Source organism: Methylocystis sp. H4A (assembly GCF_015709545.1).
Classification (GTDB): Bacteria; Pseudomonadota; Alphaproteobacteria; order Rhizobiales; family Beijerinckiaceae; genus Methylocystis; species Methylocystis silviterrae.
Genome location: NZ_JADNQY010000010.1, coordinates 1 through 24295 on the forward strand (window position 1 = coordinate 1; position 24295 = coordinate 24295).

Consider the following 24295-nt stretch of genomic DNA (forward strand, 5'->3'; position numbering starts at 1 on the left):
TTGGAAGACGCGCACGCGCGACTTCTCGAACCTGGCGCCGCGCGAAGAAATGCGCCGCCTGGTGGTCGAGGTGCAGTGGCTGGTGGTTTACGCCGCGGCCATTTACTGGGGCGCGTCGTTCTTCACGGAGCAGGACGGCACCTGGCACATGACGGTGATTCGCGACACGGACTTCACGCCGTCGCACATCATCGAGTTCTACATGAGCTACCCGATTTACTCGGTGATCGCGGTTGGCGGCTTCTTCTATGCGAAGACGCGTCTTCCGTATTTCTCCAAGGGCTATTCGGTGGCCTATCTGATCGTGGCGATTGGCCCGTTCATGATCATCCCGAACGTCGGCCTGAATGAGTGGGGCCACACGTTCTGGTTCATGGAAGAACTGTTCGTTGCGCCGCTGCATTGGGGCTTCGTGTTCTTCGGCTGGATGGCGCTCGGCGTGTTCGGCGTCGTGCTTCAGCTGCTGATCAACATTCAGCGTCTGATCGGCAAGGAAGGCGTCGCCCTCCTGACCGAGTAATTGAGACTGGCGCGCCGCTCGCCGTGGCGGGCGGCGTCACAACAAACCGGGAGAAACTCCTATGGTTGTCATCATGCTGCTGCTGGCCGCGACGCTGTCGCCGCTCGGCTTCCTGTATGCCGCGCCGCGTCGTGTCCCGCAGCGCGCCCGCTGCGAGGTCGCGCCGTCGCGCCGTCGCTAAAACTCATGAAGGCTGGCCCGCCAGCGTCGCTGTGGTGGCGATGAAGGCGGCGTCCGCCGACCGCCCGTTAGGTCTATTCATTCCGCCTCAGCCGCTCACCGGCGCATTGTCTTGCTTTTTTTACTGAACTAGATCGTCAATGGCGGCGCGCGAGATCCGCGCGCGGAATAGGAGAGGCCAATGAACGATCTTCTCGTGATTGCGTTTCCGTCGGAAGAAAAGGCCGAAGAAGTTCGGCAGAAGCTCTTCACCATGCAAAAGGAATATTTGATCGAACTCGGCGACGCGGTCGTCGCCGTAAAGAATGCCGATGGCGCGATAAAGCTCAATCAGCTGTTCAGCACCACGGCCCTTGGCGGAGTCTCCGGCGCCTTTTGGGGCGCTCTGATCGGATTGATCTTCATGATGCCGCTTGCAGGCGCCGCGATCGGCGCCGGCGCCGGCGCTGTCTCCGGCGCGCTGACCGACTTCGGCATTGACGACAAATTCATGAAGGACGTGGCGGCCGCGGTTCCGCCCGGCGGCGCCGCACTGTTCCTGCTCGTGCGCAAGATGACCACCGACAAGGTTCTCGAGGGACTGAAAGGAGTCGGCGGCGTGGTGCTGCGGACGTCCTTCGATAAGTCCAAGGACGACGCCATCCGCGCCGCGCTCGCAGCGCAGCCAGCCTCCACCTGATCGGACTGCGCGCCGAACGGCCCTTCGGCGCGCACCCTTTAGAGCGCTTCCCGATCACATGGACTCATGTGATCGATAAGGAATCGCTCAACGTTTTCGGAACCTGCTCTAGACGGTCTCCTCCGCCGCGCGAGCTTTTCGGCGATGGGAGTGCAGCGTGATGTAGATGCTGGCGGCGACAAAGACTATGCCGAGAACGGAAACGAGAATGAACAGCGACGAGCGCTGAATGATCGCCACCGCAGGGACGAAAATTCCGAGAATAATGCCGACGACGCAGATCTGCCATGCGGCCGCGTGAACGCCCGCGACGAAGGTTGCGACGGCGAGCAGCACCATCAGATTGAGCCCGGCCGCGTTGACGTCGATCAGCTGGCGCAGCGGCGGCGAATAGATCAGCCACATGCCGAAGAGAAACGCCGCCCAATGCAGTATTTGGGTCCAGACCAGCCGCGTGCGTTCATGCGTCGTTTCGGTGTGCCGCCAGCCGATATAAATGCAGATCGCGCAATAGACCGGCGTCAGGAACTCCCAGTAGAAGGCGACCGGCTGTCCCGTGAACGTGACGATGCCGATGCCGAGCACGGCCGTCGACAGCATCACGATGTAGGGCAGATCGATTTTGATGACGTCGAGGAAGAGGACGCCGGCGGACTGGGTTCTGATTTCTTCGAAGCCATGCTCGAGCGTCGTCGCCCAGCTCTCCTCCTCCGGCGTAACGTCGGGCTCTTTGGGTTCGGCCGGGCCGGAGCTATTGGACATGAGCAATCCCTACTGGTTCGGGCGCGAACGACGCAGCGGCGACCATCCCCGCTTGTCCCTCGCGCCTGTTGGCCGAATTAGAAGGTCAAGATAGTTCGTGCACGGGAACCGAGCAACCGGCGAGATGGGAATTGCGCCGGCTCGTCCGGCTGCTGGTAAACTCGGGCTCTAGGATCGCGTGAGGCGGTTGAAGTCGCGGGGGAAGACGATGAGCGCGTGATGCGGGACGTCGCCTAATGTCATCCTCGCGTCACAAGGGCGCCGGCAAAGGCTAAACTTGACGAAACATCCGACGTCGTTCGTTTTGATATCGGCGGGCAGGAAGCCGGGTTAGGAGCGCTCATGGCCAATGCTGACGAAGCGGCGGCGATCATCACGGTCGAGGGCCTACAGGCATTGCTGCGGGCGATCCGGGCGGGCGGCTATCGCGCCATCGGCCCCACCGTGCAAAATCAGGCGATCGTTTACGACGATATCGAATCTGTCGACGATCTGCCTCGCGGATGGACGGATGAGCAGGACGGCGGCCGCTACAGATTGGCCCGTCGCGATGACGATGCGCTCTTTGGTTTTTCCGTCGGGCCGCAGTCGTGGAAAAAATTTCTGCACGCGCCGAAGCTGCGACTTTGGACGGCCGAACGCGCTGGCGCGAACGCAAGCGTTACGCCCGAAGCGCCGCCGACCGATCGTCTCGCCTTTATCGGCGTGCGGGCGTGTGAAATTCGCGCGATCGAGATCCAGGACAGGGTTCTCGTCAGCGATCTCTATGTCGATCCGCACTACAAAGCGCTGCGCGAGCGCGCGCTGATCGTGGCCGTCAATTGCGGCAAGGCGGGAGGCACGTGCTTCTGCGTTTCGATGCACGCGGGTCCGCGCGTTGAGCAGGGGTTCGACCTCGCCCTGACCGAGCTTCTCGACGGGACCGAGCACAGCTTTCTCGTCGAGACCGGCAGCGACGAGGGGCGCGCGCTCCTGGCGCAGGTTCCGCATCGGCTTGCGTCGAGCCGCGAAGTCGAAGCCGGTGAGGCTGTCATCGAACACACCGCATCCTCGATGGGACGGGACATGCGGTCCGACGATCTCAACGAACTGCTGATGAGCAATCTCGAACATCCGCGCTGGGACGAGGTGGCGACGCGCTGTCTGAGTTGCACCAACTGCACCTTGGTATGTCCGACCTGTTTCTGCACGTCGGTGGAAGACACATCCGATCTTTCCGGAGAACGCGCGGAACGCTGGCGTCGCTGGGATTCCTGCTTCACCATGGATTTTTCCTACATTCACGGCGGCAGCGTGCGCGCCAGCGCAAAATCGCGCTACCGCCAATGGATGACTCACAAGCTTGCGACCTGGATCGATCAGTTTGGCTCATCGGGGTGCGTCGGCTGCGGGCGCTGCATCACCTGGTGTCCGGTGGGCATCGACATCACCGCAGAGGTGCGCGCCATCCGCGGCGGCGACGCCTGCGCCGAGGAATCGCGATGAAGGACATTGCCGATCTGCTGCGTCATCATCCCTTCGCTGAGGGTCTCGATGAAGAGACATTGGCGCTTGTCGCCGGATGCGCCAAGAACGTCATCCTGCAGCCGGGCGATTATCTACATCGCGAGGGCGCCGCGGCGGATTCCTTTTATCTCGTGCGACATGGCGCCGTGGCGCTGGAGACTTTCGTGCCGGGGCGCGGGGCGTTCACCTTTCTCACCGTCAAGAGCGGAGAAATTCTCGGCGCCGACTGGCTCATTCCGCCCTATCGGTCGTCATTCGACGCGCGCGCCATCGAACTGACGCGCGCCATCGCTTTCGACGGGAAGTGTCTGCGCGGCAAATGCGAGGCGGATCCGCGCGTCGGCTATGAAATGATGAAGCGCTTCATTCCGCCGCTCGTCAAACGTCTGCAGTCGGCGCGCATGCAGGCGCTCGGGATGTATGATGCCGCAAATGCTTAAAGCCTGCGCGCCGCAGCGCCCTCCGATGGTCCCGCGCATGACGCCGGTGACGCGTTTCATCCGCGAGTCGGCGGAGGTGTTCACCTTCGATCTCGCCCCCGACCCCCCCGCGCCGTTCGCGCCGGGGCAGTTCAACATGCTCTACGCATTCGGCGTCGGCGAAATACCGATCAGCATCAGCGGGGACTCGCACGCGCCGGAGCGGCTCACCCATACGATCCGCGCCGTCGGGCCGGTGAGCGCCGCGCTTGGCAGATTGAAGGCCGGCGATCAGGTGGGCTTGCGCGGTCCCTTTGGCGTCGGTTGGCCGGTCGAGGAAGCCAAGGGGTTCGACGTCCTGCTGATTGGCGGCGGCATTGGTCTCGCGCCGCTTCGGCCGGCGATCTACTGGCTGCTGCGCCATCGCGCCGCTTACGGCCGGGTGGGCGTACTCTATGGCGCGCGCACGCCGGACGACCTCATCTTTGTCAGCGAACTTGAAGAATGGCGGAAGAAGCCTGACTTCCAGTTGCGCGTCGCGGTGGAGCGCGCCGGGCCGCAGTGGACCGGAGACGTCGGCTATGTCACGCCGTTGCTGTCCAAGCTGCGCTTCGAACCGGCGGACACGGTCGCCATGATCTGCGGACCGGAAGTGATGATCCGGGCGACCGCGCTCGCGCTCGAAGACGCGGGCATTGCGGATTCGCGAATCTTCGTCTCGATGGAGCGCAACATGAAATGCGCCATTGGCCATTGCGGCCACTGTCAATTCGGTCCGCTGTTCATCTGCAAGGACGGGCCGGTCCACCGTTACGATCGCGTGCGCGATCTTCTCGCCTATCGGGAGCTGTGACGTGGCGCGTATTCGACCAAAGCTCGCCGTCTGGAAATTCGCCTCATGCGATGGTTGCCAGCTTAGCCTCCTCGATTGCGAGGACGAATTGCTGGAGATCGCCGGCGAAGTCGAGATCGCGCATTTCCTTGAGGCGACGAGCGCGTCGGTCGAAGGTCCATACGATCTTTCTCTCGTCGAAGGTTCGGTGACGACGGCGCATGATGCGGCGCGCATCCAGGAGGTGCGTAAACAGTCGCGGTTCTTAATTACGATCGGCGCCTGCGCCACCGCAGGCGGCATACAGGCGCTGCGCAACTTCGCCGATGTGCGCGAATATGCGGCGATCGTCTATGCGCGGCCGGACTATATCCAAACGCTGGCGACGTCGACCGCCATCGCCGATCACGTGAAGGTCGACTTCGAACTGCGCGGCTGTCCGATCAGCACGCGGCAGCTTGTCGAAACGATTTCAGCGTTCCTCGCCGGGCGTAAGCCGCAAACGCCGCCGCATAGCGTCTGCGTCGAATGCAAGATCGCCGGCAATCTTTGCGTCATGGTCGGTCACGGAACGCCGTGTCTGGGACCTGTCACCCATGCGGGCTGCGGCGCGCTCTGTCCGTCATATAATCGCGGCTGCTATGGCTGCTACGGCCCGATGGAGACGCCCAACGCGCCATCGCTGTCGGTTTGGCTGGGCAAGCTCGGCATGGATGAGGATGCGCTGAAGCGCGTCTATCGTAATTTCAACGCCAACGCCGACGCCTTCCGCGAGGAGAGCGAACGTCATGATCGTTAAGTCGATCAAGGTCGACCAGCTCGCCCGGGTGGAAGGCGAGGGCGCGCTCAAGGTCGTCGCGCGCGACGGCGTCGTGCAATCGGCGGAGCTCAACATCTTCGAGCCGCCGCGCTTCTTCGAAGCCTTTCTGCGCGACCGCATGTATAGCGAGGCGCCCGACATCACCGCGCGCATCTGCGGCATCTGTCCAGTCGCCTATCAGATGAGCGCGATCCACGCGATGGAGAGCGCGCTCGGCGTCGTCGTCGACGGACCGTTGCGCGACCTGCGACGGCTCATCTATTGCGGCGAGTGGATCGAGAGCCACACGCTCCATATCTACATGCTGCACGCGCCGGACTTCCTCGGCTATGCGGGCGCAATCGAAATGGCGCGCGACCATGCCGACATTGTGCGCCGCGGGCTCGATCTCAAGCGAGCCGGAAATTCGATCATCGCGCTTCTCGGCGGCCGCGAGATTCATCCGATCAATGTCCGCGTCGGCGGCTTTTATCGTGCGCCGCGCCGGCGTGAACTTCAGCCGCTCGCTGAAGAGCTGAAGCGCGCGCGGGACTTGGCGCTCGCGACCGTGCGCTGGACGTCCAGCTTTGATTTTCCGGATGTTGCGCGCGACTATGAATTCGTCGCCTTGCGCGGCGAAGGCGAATATCCTTTCAACCAGGGCCGCATCGTTTCAAGCTGCGGGCTCAACATCGCCGCCGCTGAATATGACGAACATTTCGAGGAGAGCCATGTCGAACATTCGACCGCGCTGCATGCGCACATCAAGGCGCGCGGCGCCTATCTCACCGGGCCCTTGGCGCGCTACGCGCTGAACGCCGCGTCTCTCTCGCCGATCGCGCGCGAGGCGGCGCGCGACGCAGGACTTGGCCCCGTCTGCGCCAATCCCTTCCGCAGCATCATCGTGCGCGCCGTCGAAGTTCTTTACGCCTGCGACGAGGCGCTGCGCATCATCGACGACTACCAAGAGCCGGAGCGGCCTGCGGTCGAAATCGAGCCGCGCGTGGGAACCGGCTATGCGGCGACCGAGGCGCCGCGCGGCATGCTGTATCATCGCTACAGCCTCAATGCCGATGGAAAGATCGCCGACGCCCGCATCGTGCCGCCGACGTCGCAGAACCAGCCGAGCATCGAAGAGGATCTGAAGATTTTCGCGAACGCTTGGCTCGATTTGTCAGACGACGCTTTGCGTCACCGCTGCGAACAGAGCATTCGCAATCACGACCCCTGCATTTCCTGCGCGACGCATTTTCTGCGGCTCGATGTCGACCGGGGCGGATAGAGCGCGCGAAGCGCCGCGCATCATCGTGCTCTGTATCGGCAATCCCGATCGCGGCGACGACGCGGCGGGCCGCGCGGTCGCGCGAGCGCTGAGAGCGTCGGCGGCCGACGTCGACATCATCGAGGAGGAGGGCGAGGCGACGCGCGTATTGGCGCGGCTCGAGGGCGCGGACGCCGCCTACATTGTCGACGCTAGCGTTTCCGGGGCGGAGCCTGGCGAAGTCCGCCGCCATGACGTCAGCGCCGGCCCGCTTCCGCGAGCGGCTTTCGGCGCATCGACGCATGGCTTCGGCCTCGCCGAAGCTCTGGAGCTCGCCCGCGCGCTGGGCGTATTGCCCCCGCGCTGCATCGTTTATGCGATCGAAGGCGGAACCTTCGACATCGGCGCGCCGATGTCGCCGGCGGTCGCGGCGGCGGTCGATATCGTCGCCGGCCGATTGCGGGCGGACATTGTCGGTAAATAACTGAAGCGGGGCGGTGCGCCGCACAAATTCGCCCCAAGCCCGAAACGACCAGCAACATTGCGGTAACCCGGCCGAAACGCTGGCATGCTTAAAGTGTGCGCTCGCAATACCCAGGATTAGCTCGCTTAGCGCCGCCGAATGCCTCCCCGCACAGCAGCGCCGCGCAGACCAAGTATGGAGAGTCGAATGCAGCGTCTCGTTTCCGCGTCGAAAGTCATCGCCACCGTCTCGACCGTTCGGATGCTCGTCCAACTCCCGATGCAGATCGTTCGACGCATCGCCGCTTCGCCGGAGGCGTTTATCAACGCCATAGAGCGTCTTGCAAAACATTAAGCTTTGCGATTGCCTCGGCTGCGCCAGCTTAGGATAGAAGTATAGCTGCGTGGGCGTGCTGAGAAACACGCCAGTTCGTTGAGACGCAAGGAACGCCCCGCTGCGACGCTTCAGTCAGAGACCGGGAGCGCTCGTCGTTCGCCTTGTGCCTAGGTGGGGCCGCATGTCGGCCATATTGGCGTTCCCAATTCAAGGTAGAGGAACAACACCTCCATCTATGAAGGCTAAGCATGGGCTTTTCACGGGCGCCATCATCTGTCGGGCTGTCGCCCGAAAAAAAGGAGATCGCCCTCTCTTCGGCGAATGCACTTACTACTCGGACGGACCGTCCGCTCGGCAAGTTGATTGGCATGGCCAGGGCAAATGGAATTTTTGCCGTCTCGGAAATCTGCAAGGGACTCGCGATACTCACAATCGGCGACATGGTGATCGCGGATGGAGTCGGCGAATTTGTATGCATCGCGGCGCTGACGATCGAGGCGCCGCCTTTCTTAGGATGGCGTGCATCGGAATATGCCAATTCAACCGCGTTACCGTCTCTCTGATCAAAGGCCGTTGAGAGCGCTCCGCGAAGATTGGGTGAATGAAGCCGCGCGAAACGCCGCCAAACAGTTTTTTTGAAAAAAGGCGTTCTAACGACATTTAAACTCGAATGCTCAAGCATATGAGTGCAGATTTTGCCTATCATTCATGACGTCGAAGCTGGCGCGTCCTCAGTCCTTGGGCGAATGATCGACACTGGCGGACGAAGATGCGGCTTGGCGCGCAAATGATTTTGACGATGCGCTGCTCAGGGGTCCGAGCGGTTGCGCTGCTGTTTTTGCTTCTCGCGGGCGCAGTCGCACATGCACGGGGCGCGAAGGTCACGGCTGAACCCATCCCCGACGCAGTATGGGCTTACATGCAGGGAAGGTCGTGGCGGGCGGAGCTTGCATGTCCGGGACGCGACGAACTTGTTCTGTTGAGGGTTCCCTACCGGGATTTCGACGGTAACGCGCAGACCGGCTCGCTGATCGTCGCAAGAAGCGTCGCAAAAGCGGTCGCAGCCGCCTTTGAGGAAATCTACGACAGCGGGAAATTTCGAATCTATCGAATGTCCCTGATCGATGAATTCGGCGGCGATGACTCAAGGTCGATGGCGGCGAATAATACAAGCGCGTTCAATTGCCGAACGACCGATCGTGGCGCGATGTCGCGACACGCCTATGGAATGGCCGTGGACATCAATCCCGTTCAAAATCCCTATCGGGAAGGAAACCTAACCGAGCCTGAAGCCGGGCGCGCTTATGACGAGCCCTCCGAGCGCAGGAGAGATATCGTCGGGATCATCGTCGACGGCGACGTCGTCACCAGGGCCTTCGCGCGGCGAGGCTGGCGCTGGGGCGGACATTGGAAAAGAAGCATCGACTATCAGCACTTTTCCAACGACGGACACTGACGCGTCAAAGGTTGGGGCGGCGTGAGCGATTGCGCCGGCCTTCTGTCGATCATTTCGATCGGCGAGAGTCCCGCCGAAGCCATCTGCTCCGTCACGACGAGCCGCTTTTATATCGGCAATGTGTGCGGCGACCATTGACGCGTCGGGTCGGGGAGCCAAATGACGCCTATCCAAAACTGAGCGAGCGCAGCAAGCGGCCCAGCGATGGGCTGAGGGCGACTCGCAAAAAATGGAGGATCCGCTATGACTGATCAAAGGCCGTCTGGGGAAAAGGATTGGGAAGTCACGCCCAACACTTACATTTTCGCAGGCGTCGGCGCGGTCATTTTGGGTGGCCTCGCCTATGCGGCCCTCGGCGGCATTCCTAACACCATCGCTGCGGCCGTTGTGGGCGCGCTAGCGGGCGGCAGTTTGGGACTTTTCTTCTAATCAGCGATCGAATCGGCGCGGGCCGGACTTGGGCTCGGCTCGCGCCCCGCTCTCCGACGCTCAGCGCCCCGGCCGGGCACGGCGGGTTTGATCAACGTCGATCTGCCGACAGCGCTGTCATCGTGATGAAAGCGGCTCACCAGGCGTCCTATTTACGGAGCCGCGGCCTAAGAGCCCCCGACCGATGATGCGTTTTTGCGGATCTCTGCGCTGTGGCGCCCCCGCCACAGTCGCGCGGAAAGCGTATGGGGAGGGCCGAATAGCGTGTAAATTGCTTTGACTGTGCAAGGGTTTGCGATTTTCTTACGTTCTATCGCTCCAGGCGCAAGGGATTCAACCCAAGGCGTTTTTTAACCTTAGGAGAAGGTATAATGAATAAGGCGACTTTTGCCGCTTTGGCCTTCGCGCTGACGACAGGGTCGGCCATGGCCGCCGACCTTCCGTACTACAAGGCGCCGCCCCCGCCGCCCCCGCCGCCGATCATGACCTGGACGGGCTTCTATGCCGGTCTCAACTTCGGTGTCGGCTTTTACGCCCAAAATTCATCCAACGCGTGGGGCGTGGGCTTCAACAATCACGGCGGTAGCCGGGCGGGCGTCGTCGGCGGCGGTCAAATTGGCTACAATTACCAGATCACGCCGATGTTCGTCGTCGGCGTCGAGACCGACTTCCAGGGCACCAGCATCGGCTCTGGCGCCGGCGGCAACAGCTTCAACTGGCTCTTTGGCCTCCCTCCGGTAACCACCGCGACTCTGAACTGGTTCGGCACCGTGCGTGGCCGCGTCGGCATCAACCTGCTGAGCCCGCAACTGCTGGTCTATGGCACCGGCGGCTTCGCTTATGGCGAGGTGAAACGCAACGGCTGGTTGAACCAGAACAGCACGGTGCAGACGGGCTGGACCGCCGGCGGCGGCGCCGAGTATATGTTCGTTGCGCTGCCGAACTGGTCGGTCAAGGCCGAGTATCTCTATACGCAGCTCAGCGGCAACAACAACAACGGCTTCAATTTCGGCTTGGGGTTGAACAACGTCAACAACCGCACACGCTTCCACACGATCCGCTTTGGCGTGAACTACCACTTCCACTTCGGCTCTTCGGCGCCGGTGTTGGCGAAATACTGATCGATCGTTCGAGCCAGATGCATCCAGGAAAGCCCAGCCCTCGTGGCTGGGCTTTTTTCTTTCTCAGCGCGTAGATCCTACGCGCGGGCCGCGACACAGTCGGACGTCGCCGATTGGGTCAGGGCGAGGTCATCCGGCGAGTGGGTTTATTCGTGGGTTTGACCGAGCGTCGGGGCGCAGGCGTCAAAGTCTTTATTGCAGGGTGCATCCGGATTGTAGATTGCATAGGCGTAGCTGCAACACGGATGGTGTGTTTTCTTTTCAGCGCCATAGTCCGCGTTGAAGGGGACTTCGATGCCGACGTGTTGATAGTCGCCGTTACGCTTTGGCGGAAGATTCGGTACGGTGTCGGCCGTGTTCACAAGACGGAATGTTTGCACCTTTAAGTTTTCGTAGTAATGCCGAAAGGGTTCTAGCCCCACCATTGGACTTGCGGAATTATAGTGCAAGGCCGCAATATTGTGAGAAGCCGCCAATGGCACAGCAAGTGTGGCAAGCGCCGAGCCGAGGCTGTGACCAGTGATGGTAAGAGGCTTACTGCCGATTGTTTTGAGCTGGGCATCCAGCGCCTCCACAAGCCCGGTGTACACTGCGTACCAGCCTCTTGCGACGAGAATGCCGGGAGGGGGATTGGGCGTCGGCGCGCTATACGCTACCGGTTTGAATTCAATATCTACTTCGAAGTCCTCAAGGCTTTTGCTGCCCCGGAAAACGAGATAAAGACTACCGTCGATCTTGGATTTAACAAGGCATCCGAAAGGTTCAGTGGCTGTTTTTTTAAACTCTAAAGTGAACGTACTCCAGATCATCTGACCAAAAGCGTAGTCTTCCACTTTGAAATCTTTGGTGATCGGGCAAGCGTTCACCGGCCGCCAATCAAAGTCTCGCGGCGAGCCGGCATTTAGCCATTGATCATACATTTGACTGAGCACGTTCACCAGAAACGTGCAAACCTTGAAGGTTTGCTGAGAAGAGTCCCCAAAGGATAGCGGTTGAGATGTTTTGCAGGTCGTAGGGGTCATAATACCCTCCAGAAGAATAGATGACGACGATAATATTTGTGATGACAAGCTGCTGCAGGCCGGCGCCATTGGGCGTTCAATGATTGCGTAAAGGAGGGCCTGAATTTCTCCCCGTTTGGTCGGGCTTTACCGGGAAATACCGGCTTTATCCGCTGAAGCTCTCGGCGCTTTATTGCCGAGCGAGCTATGCGGGCGCACGCCATTATAGCCCTAGCAAGCCTCGCATTCTTGGCGCGTTTCGTCGAGGCTTAAGGAATCAGGTCGCGTTCAGATGCTCCGCCCGGAGTTTTTGTTATGATGCGCGCTGAATAGCGCGCCTTCCAGTGGACCACCGGAGCGTCAACGCATCTTAGCTTTTTTGAGAATATTGGTCGGAGTGAGAGGATTCGAACCTCCGACCCCCTCGTCCCGAACGAGGTGCGCTACCAGGCTGCGCTACACTCCGACAGAAATGGCCGAAGCCGCTTTCGAGGCGTTTTATATCGATAGCCGCATTGCGCCGCAACTGGTTTCAGGCGCCTTGGCCACGGCGCCGCTCAAGCGTGACAAAAGCGAAGTCCGCCTCGTCCTTCGGGCCGCGCGGCGGCGCTTCGCGCGCGATCTCGCGCCAGTCTTTAGGGTCGAGCGCCGGAAAATGCGCGTCGCCAGCGATATCGAGCGCAACCTCCGTCAGTTCGATCACGTCGGTGAGGTCGAGAAAGGCGCGATAGATTTCCTCGCCGCCTGCGATGATGATCTCGTCGACGCCAAGCAGCGCGGCCAGCCGACGCGCCGTCGCCAAGGCCTCCGCCGGACTCGCCGCGACGTGCGCGCCTTCGGCCCTGAAATGGGGATCACGGGTGAGCACGACGCTTTCCCGCCCCGGCAGCGGTCGCCCGATCGATTCGAAAGTGCGCCGTCCCATGATCATCGGCTTGCCCCAGGTGCGCGCCTTGTAGCGCTTGAGGTCGCTCGAGAGCCGCCAGGGAAGGCCGTTGGCGACGCCGATCACGCCATTGCGTCCGCGCGCGACGACCGCGACGATTTTGGGCTCCATCGCCGTCTACACCGCGATCGGCGCGGCGATCGCCGGCCAGGAGTCATAATTTTCGACGCTCAAATGTTCATATCTGAAGTCAAAGAGCGAGCGCACCGAAGGAACGAGCTTGAGGCGGGGCAGGGGCTTTGGCTCGCGTGAGAGCTGAAGCCGCGCCTGCTCGACATGATTGAGATAGAGGTGAACGTCGCCGAAACTGTGGATGAAATCGCCCGGAACGCAGTCCGTGACCTGCGCGACCATATGCGTCAGCAGCGCATAGCTCGCGATATTGAACGGCACGCCGAGGAAAACATCGGCCGAACGCTGGTAGAGCTGGCAGGAGAGGCGCTTCACGCCGTCAATTTCCGCGACATGAAACTGGAACAGGCAATGGCAGGGCGGCAGCGCCATGTCGTCGACCTGCGCGGGATTCCACGCGGAAACGATCAGCCGGCGGGAGAAGGGATTGCGCTTGATCTCTTCGACGACATTGGCGAGCTGGTCGATATCCCTGTCGCCGTCGGGCCAGCGCCGCCATTGCATGCCGTAGATCGGACCGAGGTCGCCGTCTTCATTCGCCCATTCGTCCCAGATGGTGACGCCATTGTCGCGCAGATATTTGACGTTGGTGTCGCCCTGCAGGAACCACAGCAATTCGTGAATCACCGATTTCAGATGCACGCGCTTGGTCGTGACCAGCGGAAAGCCTTGCGAAAGGTCGAAGCGCATCTGGTGGCCAAAGAGCGACAGCGTCCCGACGCCGGTGCGATCGTCCTTGCGCACGCCTTCGCGGAGGATTGTATCCAAAAGGTCGAGATATTGACGCATGTCGCCGGTTTAATCTTTCGGGTTCGGAATGTCTTGCCAGCCCTCGCGAAAGCTGGGGACGGCTTATTTCACCCCATCCCGCAAGGCTGCGCCATGCGACCCTCCCCTCCGAGGGGAGGTTGATGCGCCGCAGCCGTCGGAAAGTGTCAAGAGGCGCAATTTTTGTTGTTGCGATAATTGCCTCGAAGGCTTTATTGTAGTAACAATAAATCAATGCCGATCGAGTTCGATCCCGCCAAGCGCCTCGCCACGCTCCAACATAGAGGATTGGATATGGCGCGGGCGGGCGAAGTCTTCGCCGGCGCGACGCTGACGGTCGAGGACGAGCGCCGCGACTATGGCGAAGACCGGTTCATCTCGATTGGTTTTCTCGACGGCCGAATGGTCGTCCTGGTTTGGACGAGGCGCGGCGGCGCGCGTCGCATCATCTCTCTGAGGAAAGCCAATGACCGCGAACAAGCCATCTACGGTCCCCGATTTCACCGATGACGCCCCGGACCTGTCGGCTCCCGAATGGCGCGAGAAATTCGCCGCCGCTCCTGTCCGCCGCGGCCGCCCGCTCGCGCGAGCGCGCAAGGTTTCGACAACGATCCGGCTCGATCCCGATATCGTGGAGGCCTTCCGCGCGGCGGGCGAGGGCTGGCAATCGCGCATCAACGCCGCGCTGCGCGAGTATCTGGAGAAGCGCGCACGCTCGTGAAGGGGAGGCACGCCGGCGGTTCAGCCGAGTCTCAACCATCACGCCCACGGATTGATGACCGGCGCGCGCGCTTTTTCGAAATCGCCAGTGTCTCGGGTCACGACCGTCAAGCCGTGGAGAAGCGCTGTGGCGGCGATGATGAGATCAGGCTGGGAGAAAGTATATCGCGTCTTGCGCCCTTCTTCGACAAGCAGGCGCCACTTCAACATGACGTCCTCGCTGACCGGCAGCGTCCTTTGTGTGAACAGCGGCCGCACTTTGAGCGTGAGCCAGTCGTGCAATTCGGCCCGACGCGCGGGATCAGGAACAAGCTCGATCCCAAAGCGGATTTCCGCAAAAGTAACCACGCTGACATAGAGCCGATCGAGCGGCTGCGCCGCTACGAATGCGACAACTTTTGCGTTGGGACTCGGACGACGCAGTTCCGAGAGCACATTGGTGTCGAGCAGCCATCCGCTCACAACTCGATCTCGCGCACGGGCATCGCTTCCCGTTTCGGCTCAATGTCGATGTCGCGCGCGGGCGACGCCTGCATCGCGGCGATCAACGAGTCCCCCGTGCGCTCTCCCTCGAGCCGACGAAATTCCTCCGCCGAAACGACGACGACGGCGTCGCGTCCGTGAACCGTCACGTGCTGCGGCCCTTCGCTGCGGACGCGCCGCACCAGTTCGCTGAAGCGCGCCTTGGCGTCCTGAAGGAGCCACCGCCTCGGTGAAGTCGGCTCCTTTTGGGTCGATTTCGAAAATCTAGTCATGCTGACTAGTTTAGCGTAAGACGGCTCGGATGCAAGCAGGTCCGCGAAGGCTGGCGATCGCGCTAAGAGAGTATCTGGAGAAGCGCGCACACGCTGGGAGAGGGCTTGCGCGCCGATTCCCGCGCCCGAGCCTTTGCGGACCCGTCACGCGGCCCTTATATATTGCCTCGCTGGGGGAGCGTCGCTTCCCGACAGATGGGGGATGCATATGTCGCGTTTCTTCGCGCTGAGGCGCGGATCGCTGTTTTCTCTCGCCCTTGCGGCGCTGCTGGCGCTTGCGCCCGCGATCGCCGAAGCGCGCATGGGCGGCGGCGGCAGCTTTGGCAGCCGCGGCTCGCGCAGCTGGTCGGCCCCGCCGTCGACCCGAACGATGCCGGGCCAGGCCTCGCCCTTCGAACGCAGCGTCGCGCCGCGTCCCGCGCCGGGGATGGCTGGGCCGATGTCGCGGCAAGGCGTCTTTGGCGGCGCTTTCGGTCGCGGCATGCTCGGCGGTCTCGCCGGCGGCCTGCTGGGCGCCGGCCTCTTCGGCCTATTGACGGGCCATGGCCTCTTCGGCGGCATGATGGGCTTCATGTCGATCATCGGCCTGCTGTTGCAGATCGCGCTGATCGTCTTCCTGGCCCGCATGGCTTTCAATTGGTGGACGCGTCGCAATGCGAACGCCATGGCTGGGGCGGGTCACCGTCCGAGCCCGGGCTTCACGTCGCCCTTTACCGCGCGCGCGCCTTTCGGCGCGGCTGGCTTCGGCTCCGGCGCTTCTCCGGAAGCGGCGATGGCGACGCCGATCAAGATTGCGGCGGCGGACTTCAACGCCTTCGAACGCCTGCTCGGCGAAGCGCAGGGCGCCTATAGCCGCGAGGATCTTGGCGCGCTGCGCGGCATGTCGACGCCGGAAATGGTCTCCTATTTCGACGACGAATTGGAGGAGAATCGTCGCAAGGGCGTCATCAACCGCGTCTCGGACGTGAAATTGCTTCAGGGCGATCTGTCCGAGGCTTGGCGCGAAGGCGTCGACGAATACGCCACCGTCGCCATGCGCTTCGCGCTCAATGACGTGATCGAGGATCGCGCCACCGGCAAGCCCGCGCCTGGTTCGCCCGGGCCGACGGAGACGTCCGAGGCCTGGACCTTCCGCCGACCGGCGGGCGCCGGGCCGCAGGAGTGGAAAGTGTCGGCGATCCAGCAGGCGGCGTAAGTTCACCATTGGCTGTAATCTTTTTGCCCCTCCCGCAAGGGAGGGGCTTTTTCATTGCCGGTCCAGCGCGACGCAGCGTCTTGACCCTTCGACCGGCGTCCGCAATGTGCGTCGCGCTATAGAATTTGGAACTTTTGAAGCGCACGCCTCCAATGCTGCATGATCTTTCTGCGCTGCCGATCGACGATGTGCTGCCGGCGATCCGCGCGGCGCTTGAGGCGTCGTGCAACCTTGTCGTCGTCGCCCCGCCCGGCGCCGGCAAAACCACGCGCGCGCCGCTCGCGCTGCTCGGCGCGGACTGGGCGAAGGGCGGCAAGCTCATTCTGTTGGAGCCGCGACGTCTCGCCGCCCGCGCGGCGGCGAGCCGCATGGCGGCGACGCTTGGCGAGACCGTTGGCGAAACGATCGGCCTGCGGATGCGCCTCGAATCGAAAATCTCGGCGCGAACGCGCGTCGAGGTCGTCACCGAAGGCGTGTTTGCGCGGATGATCCTCGACGATGCGGCGCTCGAGGGCGTGGCCGGCGTGCTGTTCGACGAATATCACGAACGCTCGCTCGACGCCGATCTCGGCCTCGCGCTGGCGCTCGACGCCCAGGCAGGACTGCGGGAGGATCTGCGGCTCATCGCCATGTCCGCGACGCTCGACGGCGCCCGCGTCGCCGCGCTGATGGGCGCCAGAACGATCGAGAGCCAGGGGCGCGCATTCGGCGTCGAGACGCGTTATCTCGGCCGCGACGCCAATGCGCGCATCGAAGAGTCCATGGCCCGCGCGATCATGCTGGCGCTGCGCGAAGAGCGGGGTTCGATCCTCGCGTTTCTGCCGGGGCAGGGGGAGATCGCGCGCGTCGCCTCGCGTCTCGCCGAGTCGCGCCTGCCGGACGACATCGACGTCGCGCCGCTCTATGGCGCGCTCGATCGCGGCGAGCAGGACCTCGCCATCGCGCCGGCGCGGCCGGGACGCCGAAAAGTCGTGCTCGCCACGTCGATCGCGGAAACCTCGCTCACGATCGAAGGCGTGCGCATCGTCATCGACAGCGGGCTGGCGCGCGTGCAGCGCTTCGAGCCGGATCTCGGATTGTCGCGGCTCGAGACGGTGCGCGCTTCACGCGCCAGCGTCGATCAGCGCCGCGGCCGCGCCGGCCGCACCGAGTCCGGCGTCTGCTATCGCCTGTGGGACGAGCCGCAGACGGCGGCGCTCCCGGCCTTCGCCGCGCCTGAAATTCTCGACGCCGATCTGTCCGGGCTCGCGCTTGATCTCGCGGCCTGGGGGGTGAGCGATCCGGGCCGACTCAAATGGCTCGATCCGCCGCCGGCGCCCGCCTGGAAGGAGGCGGTCGCGCTTGATCGCGAACTCGGGGCGCTCGACGACGACGGTCGGCTTACCGACATGGGCCGCGCCGTACGGGCGCTGCCGCTTGCGCCCAGGTTGGCGCGAATGGTGGTCGAAGCGGCGGGTCACGGCGCGGCGAAGCGCGCCGCCGAACTCGCCATGCTGCTCTCGGAGCGCGGGATCGGCGGCGTCGACGCCGACCTTTCGCATCGGCTCGAGCGCATGCGGAGCGAAAACTCCAAGCGCGCGCGCGACGCCCTGCGCCTCGCGGGGCAATGGGCGCGGCAGGCGATGGCGGCGGCTGATCGATCGCCCCCACCCCAGCCCTCCCCCGCTTACGCGGGAGAGGGAGCAGACCCGGCGCTTCCTGTCGCGAATCGCCGATCGTTAGCGTCCCCTCTCCCGCGAAGCGGGGGAGGGACAGGGAGGGGGCAGCTATCAGACGGCGCGCTGATCGCGCTTGCCTATCCCGATCGCATTGCCAAATCGCGGGGCGCGCGCGGCGAGTTCCTGATGGCGAACGGTCGCGCCGCGATATTGCCAGTCGAAGATGCTCTGTCACGCGCGCCATTTCTCGCCGTCGCTGAACTCACCGGCCGGGCGGCGCAGGCGCGCATCCTCGCGGCTTGCGCGCTCACCGCCGAGGAGGTCGAGGCGATCGCCGGCGACCGCATCGAGACTCGCGACGAAACCGTCTTCGACGCGACGAGCGCGAGCTTGCGGCGTCGCGCCTTCCGGCGTCTGGGGGCGATACGACTCTCCGAGCGCAATCTGGCGGTCGAGCCGTCCGAAGAAAACGCCGGGATGCTCGCGCGCGGCGTCGCTGGCCTTGGCGTGGCGCGGCTGCCGTGGACGAAGACGCAAATGCAGCGGCGCGACCGCGTCGCCTTTCTGCGTCGCGCCGAGGGCGACGAGTGGCCGGACCTCTCTGACGCCGCTCTGGCGGCGCGCGCCGAGGACTGGCTTGCGCCGTTCATTGAGGGGCGCACGTCGCTTGCGGACATTGCGGCCGACGATCTCGAGGCGGCGCTGGCTCCGCTTCTCCCCTATGAGTTGTCGCGCAGGCTCGACGCGGAAGCGCCCTCTCATTTCGAGACGCCTGCCGGGTCGCGCCATGCGCTCGACTATGCGGCCGAGAACGGACCAATCCTCTCGGTGCGCGTGCAAGAGCTTTACGGCCTCTCAAGTCACCCGACTCTTGCGCGCGGACGCGCGCCCTTAACGCTCGAACTGCTCTCGCCGGCGCATCGGCCGATACAGACGACGCGCGATCTGCCGAGCTTTTGGAAGGGCTCATGGAGTGAGGTGAAGAAGGAGATGCGAGGGCGCTACCCGCGCCATCTCTGGCCGGAGGATCCGGCGGTCGCGCAGCCGACGACCCGGGCCAAGCCGCGGGGCTCGTGAGCGCCGCGGCCGAGCGAAGCGCGAAACCTTATGGCGCGCTCGCGGTCGTGGCTCGCGCGGCGTCGCGCGGCAATCGCTCAATCATTACTTTCGCTGTGCCGGTGTTGTTGTCGTAAAAAATTTGTTTGCGACCGTCTAAGGACATGTGCACAGCGTCGTTGACGAAGAGGAAAAATTCTCCCGTGTCGCTCGCAACGAATTCCGACACGAAGGTTTTGCGCGGGAAAGCCGAATTGCAGCTCTTGCCGTCGTAAGAGTAGCTGTCTCGCGCCCAAGCCGCCTTGGCGGCATCCAATTCATCGGCGGGCAGCGGATCGATGCTCAGCGACAGGCCGCCGTCGACACAGGATTTCGCAGCGGGGTGATTCGCGCAAAAAGACTTATGTTCGGCAGTTTCGCTGTAATTCAGCGGGAGCATCGAGCATCGCCGGCCGCGCGGCGATAGAGCGCCGCCGCCGTCGATCGGGACGAGCGGCCACTCTGAATCTCCGCGCGCTCCGATGCGGGCGATAGGATGGAACCAAGCGGCTGAAGGCCAGCGACGCAAGGCGACGCCAGCGGTCTGAATCCAGCCTTTCGCATCAAAGCCGTAAGGATCGGTGAGCATCAGCTGATCCAGCCAGGGATCGTCGCTTTTAGGGTCGATGCTGATCGTCAGGCGATAGACGCCGCCGCGTTCAACTGTCCAGCGGCTCGCCCAGCAGGGATCATTCGTGGCAAATCGTGCAGATGCGCTCGCCACCCATTCGGGAGCCTCTGAATCCACGCAAACGCGACCAGATCCCGCGAGATAATTGAAGCCAATTCGATTGGCGGCGAGAAGCAGGGGCGCAAACACAAAGACAATCGCATAAGCGGCAGGCGCCATCGCGCGGCCGACGCCAAGGACAGATCTTGCCGCAGGCGAATTTCTCACCGCGCGCACTTTTTTCGATAATCCGCTCGGCTCGGGCTCAATGTCCGTCTTGAGTTTGTCGTTCTGGATGTTCCACGCCAGGCGCGCATGATAGCGCGTGGCGTCCTCGTAAGAGTCGCTCTTGTAGCGCAGAAAGAAATAGCCAATCACCAGCGTAAGGCTGAAAAACGGATGATTCAGCGCCGCTTTGACATGGGCATAAAGATAGGAAGGCGTGAAGGACAGGATTGTGTCGCCCATGCCGCGCAGCACATTTTCGAAGCCTGACATGAATCGCGATAATGCGTCGCCAATGGGGCCGAGCACGCGCAGCAGCCACTGGAACGGGAGCGCAATAACTGAAATTTGGCTCCAAACTCCTTCATTAAAGTCGTCAATCGCCGGAGCAATCAACGGAAGCGTGATGACCATGAGGAATAAGACCACGAAAAAATAATAAGCAATTCGGTTCAGCCACACATAGTCACGGGCGATCTCCATCTCGGCCCGGTCGGGGGCGTCGAGGCTCCTCATCGCCCCCTGGGCGATGTCGAGTTCGCGGCCGTCGCTTTGCAGGCGAGCTGGCCCCGAGGCGGAATCCGCTTCGCGAATGAGCGCGTACTCCGCACCAGTCTCGGCGCGCGCGATGGAGCCGTCCGGCATGAACACGTCGGCGCCTTTGGGTCCGCGCGCAGCTATGTCGGCGCTAATTTCGCCAAGCGCCAGCGGCGCGTAATCGCCACTGCCGTCCACGAGCCGTTCAACGACCGTATGGTGGATCGTTGGCCGGCAGTAGGGGTGATTGTCTGGATCCCTCAGCGTCACTTGCCGTGGATCGTAGCGATACAACACAGCCGCGCCGGCTCGAGAGTTGTGCAGCGGTCCGAACGGCGTCGCTATGCTTCTGAATCCGGCCAACGCCGTTGGATGGAAATTGAGCGCTCTGTCGGCCTCAGCGTTCTCAACTTCTCGAATCATCCACACCAGCGGGCAATGCGCCGTCATGTCGTCTGGATAACCGCCGCCGACGTCGGAATGCACGCCAGCGAACCAAACCTCCTCAATGCGTTTGGGCTTCGGCTTTTCTAAATCGTCCTCAGGTTCCTTCAGATCATCCTCAAGAAGCGATACGCGGATTGGATGAAAGGTTCGGCGTTCGTCATCAAGACTCAAGGCCTGACGAACCAGATTTACTTCTTCCCACATCGTATGATCGCCGCCGAACTTGATGGGGAAGACGAAGCGATGGATGACATCGCGCATTTCTTCAATCGGGACGCCATAGGCTTCCACGGTGTCGAACAGTCCCACAAAGTCGATCGAGAGCTTCTCAGGCGCGCGGTCCGAAGCCGCCTTTTTCACGTCAGCATGGCTCGGCTGCCCTCGAAGCTGTTTCCAGACGCCGAAGATGGCGTCTCGCAGCTTGGGCAAACGCAGAAACACCCAGATATTCTTTTTCCGTTCCTTATCCTGCTCGCAAAAGGCCCGCCAGGCGTCCTCCGAATTTCGGACCATCTCCTGATGCGTTACCCGCTTCCGATTGAATTCCGTCGGCAGCAGACCTTGCGTGCGGATCAGATCGATCAACATTCGAACGGTGAACGCGCCGCGGCTGAAGCCGAACATGTAGATTGCTGCGTCAGGCTCCCAATTCCAGGACAGGAAGCGATAAAGCTTGCGCACGTTCGACGGCACGCCCAAGCCGGTCGCGCCATCGAGCATCGCGAGCGGCTTGAACCCCTCGGTGCCGACGCCGGGAATGTAATAAACGACCTGATCTTTGTTTGAGAGGCAGAGCGCCTGGGAAAGCCGATTGATGTTTGAGACTTGCACCAGTCTTCCGTTTCCGGTGCCATCTGCCAAAATAACAATTTTCTTGACCATTTCGAAACCTCGAAAAGATAAAAGCAATTCGTCCCAGCAATGGAAAACCCTACGAGCGCCTTCGGCGTCCGGCAAGCCGAAATTGGCCGCCTTCGGACCCAAATTTGGCGCGGCGCGGATTTTCGCTTAAGTCAAACCCGCCAAGGCGACGCTCGTTAAGCGAAGGACCATTGATGTTTCCCAAGCCCGTCCCGAATTTGCGCCCCAATACATTCGAATATGAAGAGGCGCCGCTCATCAAGTCGACCGGCTTTCGCGAATATGACGCGCGCTGGCTGTTTGGCGCCGACCTCAATTTGATGGGCGTGCAGGCGCTCGGCATGGGCCTTGGCGCGCTGCTGCGCGAATTGGGCGTCGCGCCCGAAATCGTCGTCGGCCACGATTATCGCAGCTATTCTTCATCGATCAAATTGGCGCTGGTGAGCGGTCTCATGGCCGCCGGCGTGCGCGTGCGCGACATCGGCCTGGCGCTGTCGCCGATGGCTTATTTCGCGCAGTTCGATCTCGACGTCGCCGCCGTGGCGATGGTGACGGCCTCGCATAACGACAACGGCTGGACGGGCGTGAAAATGGGCGCGCGGCGGCCCGTGACCTTCGGGCCCGAGGAGATGGGCCGTCTGAAGGAAATCGTTCTCGCCGGCGAATTTCACGAGGCGGAAGGCGGCTCCTACCGCTACATCGAGAATTTCGGCGCGCGTTATATCGACGACCTCACCCGCCGGCCGCCGTTCGCCCGCAAGATGAAGGTCGTCGCCGCCTGCGGCAATGGCACCGCCGGCGCCTTCGCGCCGCAGATGCTGGAGCGCCTCGGCTGCGACGTGATCCCGCTCGACGTCGCGCCCGACTACACGTTCCCGCGCTACAATCCGAACCCTGAAGATTTGCACATGCTGCACGCCATCGCCGACAAGGTGCGCGAGACGGGCGCCTGCGTCGGGCTTGGATTCGACGGCGACGGCGATCGTTGCGGCGTCGTCGACAATCATGGCGACGAGATTTTCGCCGACAAGATCGGCGTCATGCTCGCGCGCGATCTCTCCAAGGTCCATCCGAACGCGTCATTCGTGGTCGACGTGAAGTCGACCGGCCTGTTCGCGACCGACCCCGAACTCGTCGCGCGCGGCGTCGTCACCGAATATTGGAAGACGGGGCATTCCTACATCAAGCGCCGCGTCAGCGAGCGCAAGGCGCTCGCCGGCTTCGAAAAGTCGGGGCACTTCTTTTTCAACGAGCCGATCGGACGCGGCTATGACGACGGGCTGCTCACCGCCGTCCATGTCCTCGAAATGCTCGATCGCAATCCAACGAAGTCGATGGCCGAGCTCTACGCCGAGCTGCCGAAAACCTGGGGCTCGCCGACGATGTCGCCGCATTGCGACGACGAAAAGAAATATGGCGTCATCGAAAAGGTGACGGCGCGCATCGAGGCGATGCGCGCGCAGGGCGAACAGATCATCGGGCAGCCGATCCGCGACGTCGTCACCATCAATGGCGTGCGCGTAACGGTCGCCGACGGCACCTGGGGCCTCGTGCGCGCGTCGTCGAACAAGCCGGAACTCGTCGTCGTCGTCGAGAGCCCGGTGTCGCAGTCGCGCATGAAGGAAATGTTTACGGCGATCGACGCCGTGCTGCGCGAAAATTCCGAGGTCGGCGCCTACAACCAGACGATATAGAGTCGTTGGAGGCGATCGGCTTCTCGACAAATCGGACGAGGCGCCGAAAATGGAACCGATGCTGCGCGGACTCCTCGCCGACGTCCTGACCTTTTTGCGGTTCTATTCGCGCCTTCCGATCGGCGACGGCGCTCCTTCGCGGCTTGATTTCGCGCGCATGGCGCCGGCGTTGCCGATCGCCGGCGCCTTGATCGGCGCCACGGGCGCCGCTGCTTTGCTCGTCGCGCGCATCTGCCATTTTCCTCCGCTCGTCTGCGCGCTCGTCGCTGTCGCGGTCCTCGTGCTCGCCACAGGCGCGCTGCACGAGGACGGACTCGCGGATGTCGCGGACGGGTTCGGCGGCGGCGCGACGCGAGAGTCGAAGCTCGCCATTATGCGCGATAGCCGCGTTGGGACCTATGGCGCCCTGGCGCTGTGTTTCTCGATCCTGCTGCGCGTCGCGGCGCTCGCGTCACTCTTTGAGCGAAGCGTCGCGCTCGGGGCGTTCGCGCTCGTCTTCGCCGGCGCTCTATCGCGCGTCGCCGGACTGGCGCCGATGATGTGGCTTCCGCCAGCGCGCGCCGATGGTCTGGGCGCGACCGTCGCTGCGCCCTCGCGTGAGGTCTGGGTGCGCGCCTGGTTCGCCGCCGCCGGCATTGGCCTTGCGCCCTGGCTCGCCGGCGCCGGCGCAAGCCAGATCGCGGTTGCGATCGTCGCCGCCTTCGCCGTCGCCGCTCTCATCGCCAATCTCGCCAAAAAACAGATCGGGGGCTACACGGGCGATGTGCTCGGCGCCGCGCAGCAGCTCGCCGAGATCGCCATTCTGGCGGCGTTGTCAGCTGTGTGAGT

General features: G+C 62.7%; 26 protein-coding genes and 1 tRNA gene. 19 read left to right on the top strand and 8 right to left on the bottom strand.

Annotated elements, in window-relative coordinates; genetic code table 11:
* Both IYW40_RS00770 and IYW40_RS00775 read left to right on the top strand, forming a co-directional pair.
* On the top strand, positions 1-520 hold a 520-nt coding region (locus IYW40_RS00770), incomplete at its 5' end, for a methane monooxygenase/ammonia monooxygenase subunit C (protein ID WP_196399022.1).
* A 361-nt stretch (positions 521-881) separates the two neighbouring features.
* The gene (locus tag IYW40_RS00775; protein ID WP_196399023.1) at positions 882-1379 is read left to right on the top strand and encodes a DUF1269 domain-containing protein; all 498 of its coding nucleotides are present in this window, start codon (positions 882-884) and stop codon (positions 1377-1379) included.
* Between the two features lie 108 nt (positions 1380-1487).
* Here the strand turns inward: IYW40_RS00775 and IYW40_RS00780 are convergent, their stop codons facing one another.
* Complete coding sequence (locus IYW40_RS00780; RefSeq protein WP_196399024.1) at positions 1488-2141, bottom strand: hypothetical protein; 654 nt, start codon at positions 2139-2141, stop codon at positions 1488-1490.
* Positions 2142-2483: 342 nt separating this feature from the next.
* Here IYW40_RS00780 and IYW40_RS00785 point away from each other — a divergent pair, with 342 nt between their 5' ends.
* From IYW40_RS00785 to IYW40_RS00835, 11 genes are all read left to right on the top strand, one after another.
* Positions 2484-3626 (top strand): 4Fe-4S dicluster domain-containing protein, encoded by a 1143-nt coding sequence (locus tag IYW40_RS00785; RefSeq protein ID WP_196399025.1) that lies wholly within the window; start codon positions 2484-2486, stop codon positions 3624-3626.
* A complete protein-coding gene (locus IYW40_RS00790) occupies positions 3623-4087 on the top strand; it encodes a cyclic nucleotide-binding domain-containing protein (protein ID WP_196399026.1) in 465 nt (154 codons plus the stop codon). Before IYW40_RS00785 ends, IYW40_RS00790 begins: the two co-directional genes overlap by 4 nt.
* A complete protein-coding gene (locus tag IYW40_RS00795) occupies positions 4080-4919 on the top strand; it encodes an FAD/NAD(P)-binding protein (RefSeq protein ID WP_246720565.1) in 840 nt (279 codons plus the stop codon). Before IYW40_RS00790 ends, IYW40_RS00795 begins: the two co-directional genes overlap by 8 nt.
* Position 4920: 1 nt before the next feature.
* A complete protein-coding gene (locus IYW40_RS00800) occupies positions 4921-5697 on the top strand; it encodes an oxidoreductase (RefSeq protein ID WP_196399028.1) in 777 nt (258 codons plus the stop codon).
* On the top strand, positions 5687-6979 hold the full coding sequence (locus IYW40_RS00805; protein WP_196399029.1) for a Ni/Fe hydrogenase subunit alpha: 1293 nt from the start codon (positions 5687-5689) through the stop codon (positions 6977-6979). Before IYW40_RS00800 ends, IYW40_RS00805 begins: the two co-directional genes overlap by 11 nt.
* On the top strand, positions 6960-7442 hold the full coding sequence (locus IYW40_RS00810; RefSeq protein ID WP_196399030.1) for a hydrogenase maturation protease: 483 nt from the start codon (positions 6960-6962) through the stop codon (positions 7440-7442). The genes IYW40_RS00805 and IYW40_RS00810 overlap by 20 nt, the downstream gene beginning before the upstream one ends.
* A gap of 186 nt (positions 7443-7628) precedes the next feature.
* Positions 7629-7775: a hypothetical protein gene (locus IYW40_RS00815; RefSeq protein ID WP_196399031.1), complete on the top strand. Its 147-nt coding sequence runs from the start codon at positions 7629-7631 to the stop codon at positions 7773-7775.
* Between the two features lie 230 nt (positions 7776-8005).
* Positions 8006-8320: a hypothetical protein gene (locus tag IYW40_RS00820; RefSeq protein ID WP_196399032.1), complete on the top strand. Its 315-nt coding sequence runs from the start codon at positions 8006-8008 to the stop codon at positions 8318-8320.
* A gap of 224 nt (positions 8321-8544) precedes the next feature.
* A complete protein-coding gene (locus IYW40_RS00825; RefSeq protein WP_196399033.1) occupies positions 8545-9213 on the top strand; it encodes a M15 family metallopeptidase in 669 nt (222 codons plus the stop codon).
* A 243-nt stretch (positions 9214-9456) separates the two neighbouring features.
* Positions 9457-9642: a hypothetical protein gene (locus tag IYW40_RS00830; protein ID WP_196399034.1), complete on the top strand. Its 186-nt coding sequence runs from the start codon at positions 9457-9459 to the stop codon at positions 9640-9642.
* 371 nt (positions 9643-10013) lie between these two features.
* Positions 10014-10763: an outer membrane beta-barrel protein gene (locus IYW40_RS00835; protein WP_196399035.1), complete on the top strand. Its 750-nt coding sequence runs from the start codon at positions 10014-10016 to the stop codon at positions 10761-10763.
* 146 nt (positions 10764-10909) lie between these two features.
* Here the strand turns inward: IYW40_RS00835 and IYW40_RS00840 are convergent, their stop codons facing one another.
* From IYW40_RS00840 to IYW40_RS00855, 4 genes are all read right to left on the bottom strand, one after another.
* Entirely contained in the window at positions 10910-11785 is an 876-nt protein-coding gene (locus IYW40_RS00840; protein ID WP_196399036.1) for a lipase family protein, read from the bottom strand.
* Between the two features lie 368 nt (positions 11786-12153).
* A tRNA-Pro gene (locus IYW40_RS00845) sits at positions 12154-12230 on the bottom strand.
* A gap of 66 nt (positions 12231-12296) precedes the next feature.
* A complete protein-coding gene (locus IYW40_RS00850) occupies positions 12297-12821 on the bottom strand; it encodes a dihydrofolate reductase (protein WP_196399037.1) in 525 nt (174 codons plus the stop codon).
* Positions 12822-12827: 6 nt separating this feature from the next.
* A complete protein-coding gene (locus tag IYW40_RS00855) occupies positions 12828-13631 on the bottom strand; it encodes a thymidylate synthase (RefSeq protein ID WP_196399038.1) in 804 nt (267 codons plus the stop codon).
* A 213-nt stretch (positions 13632-13844) separates the two neighbouring features.
* Between IYW40_RS00855 and IYW40_RS00860 the strand changes: the two genes are divergently transcribed.
* Positions 13845-14120, top strand: a complete 276-nt coding sequence (locus tag IYW40_RS00860; protein WP_175095139.1) for a BrnT family toxin — start codon at positions 13845-13847, stop codon at positions 14118-14120.
* Positions 14077-14331 (top strand): BrnA antitoxin family protein, encoded by a 255-nt coding sequence (locus tag IYW40_RS00865; protein WP_196399039.1) that lies wholly within the window; start codon positions 14077-14079, stop codon positions 14329-14331. Before IYW40_RS00860 ends, IYW40_RS00865 begins: the two co-directional genes overlap by 44 nt.
* Before the next feature lie 38 nt (positions 14332-14369).
* On the opposite strand, the gene IYW40_RS00870 is transcribed toward IYW40_RS00865, so the two are convergent.
* Both IYW40_RS00870 and IYW40_RS00875 read right to left on the bottom strand, forming a co-directional pair.
* On the bottom strand, positions 14370-14792 hold the full coding sequence (locus tag IYW40_RS00870) for a type II toxin-antitoxin system VapC family toxin (RefSeq protein ID WP_196399040.1): 423 nt from the start codon (positions 14790-14792) through the stop codon (positions 14370-14372).
* Positions 14789-15085: a type II toxin-antitoxin system Phd/YefM family antitoxin gene (locus tag IYW40_RS00875; RefSeq protein WP_196399041.1), complete on the bottom strand. Its 297-nt coding sequence runs from the start codon at positions 15083-15085 to the stop codon at positions 14789-14791. Before IYW40_RS00875 ends, IYW40_RS00870 begins: the two co-directional genes overlap by 4 nt.
* 208 nt (positions 15086-15293) lie before the next feature.
* On the opposite strand from IYW40_RS00875, the gene IYW40_RS00880 reads away from it, so the two are divergent.
* Both IYW40_RS00880 and hrpB read left to right on the top strand, forming a co-directional pair.
* Positions 15294-16280: a TIM44-like domain-containing protein gene (locus IYW40_RS00880; RefSeq protein WP_196399042.1), complete on the top strand. Its 987-nt coding sequence runs from the start codon at positions 15294-15296 to the stop codon at positions 16278-16280.
* 152 nt (positions 16281-16432) lie between these two features.
* Positions 16433-19015, top strand: a complete 2583-nt coding sequence (gene hrpB, locus IYW40_RS00885) for an ATP-dependent helicase HrpB (RefSeq protein ID WP_196399043.1) — start codon at positions 16433-16435, stop codon at positions 19013-19015.
* 28 nt (positions 19016-19043) lie between these two features.
* Here the strand turns inward: hrpB and IYW40_RS00890 are convergent, their stop codons facing one another.
* Positions 19044-21794, bottom strand: a complete 2751-nt coding sequence (locus IYW40_RS00890; RefSeq protein WP_196399044.1) for a DUF2235 domain-containing protein — start codon at positions 21792-21794, stop codon at positions 19044-19046.
* 173 nt (positions 21795-21967) lie between these two features.
* On the opposite strand from IYW40_RS00890, the gene IYW40_RS00895 reads away from it, so the two are divergent.
* Both IYW40_RS00895 and cobS read left to right on the top strand, forming a co-directional pair.
* Positions 21968-23467 carry a phosphomannomutase/phosphoglucomutase gene (locus tag IYW40_RS00895; RefSeq protein WP_196399045.1) on the top strand — a complete coding sequence of 500 codons (1500 nt, stop codon included), beginning with the start codon at positions 21968-21970 and terminating at the stop codon, positions 23465-23467.
* A 49-nt stretch (positions 23468-23516) separates the two neighbouring features.
* Complete coding sequence (cobS, locus tag IYW40_RS00900) at positions 23517-24293, top strand: adenosylcobinamide-GDP ribazoletransferase (protein WP_348644212.1); 777 nt, start codon at positions 23517-23519, stop codon at positions 24291-24293.
* The last annotated feature ends 2 nt before the right edge of the window (positions 24294-24295 follow it).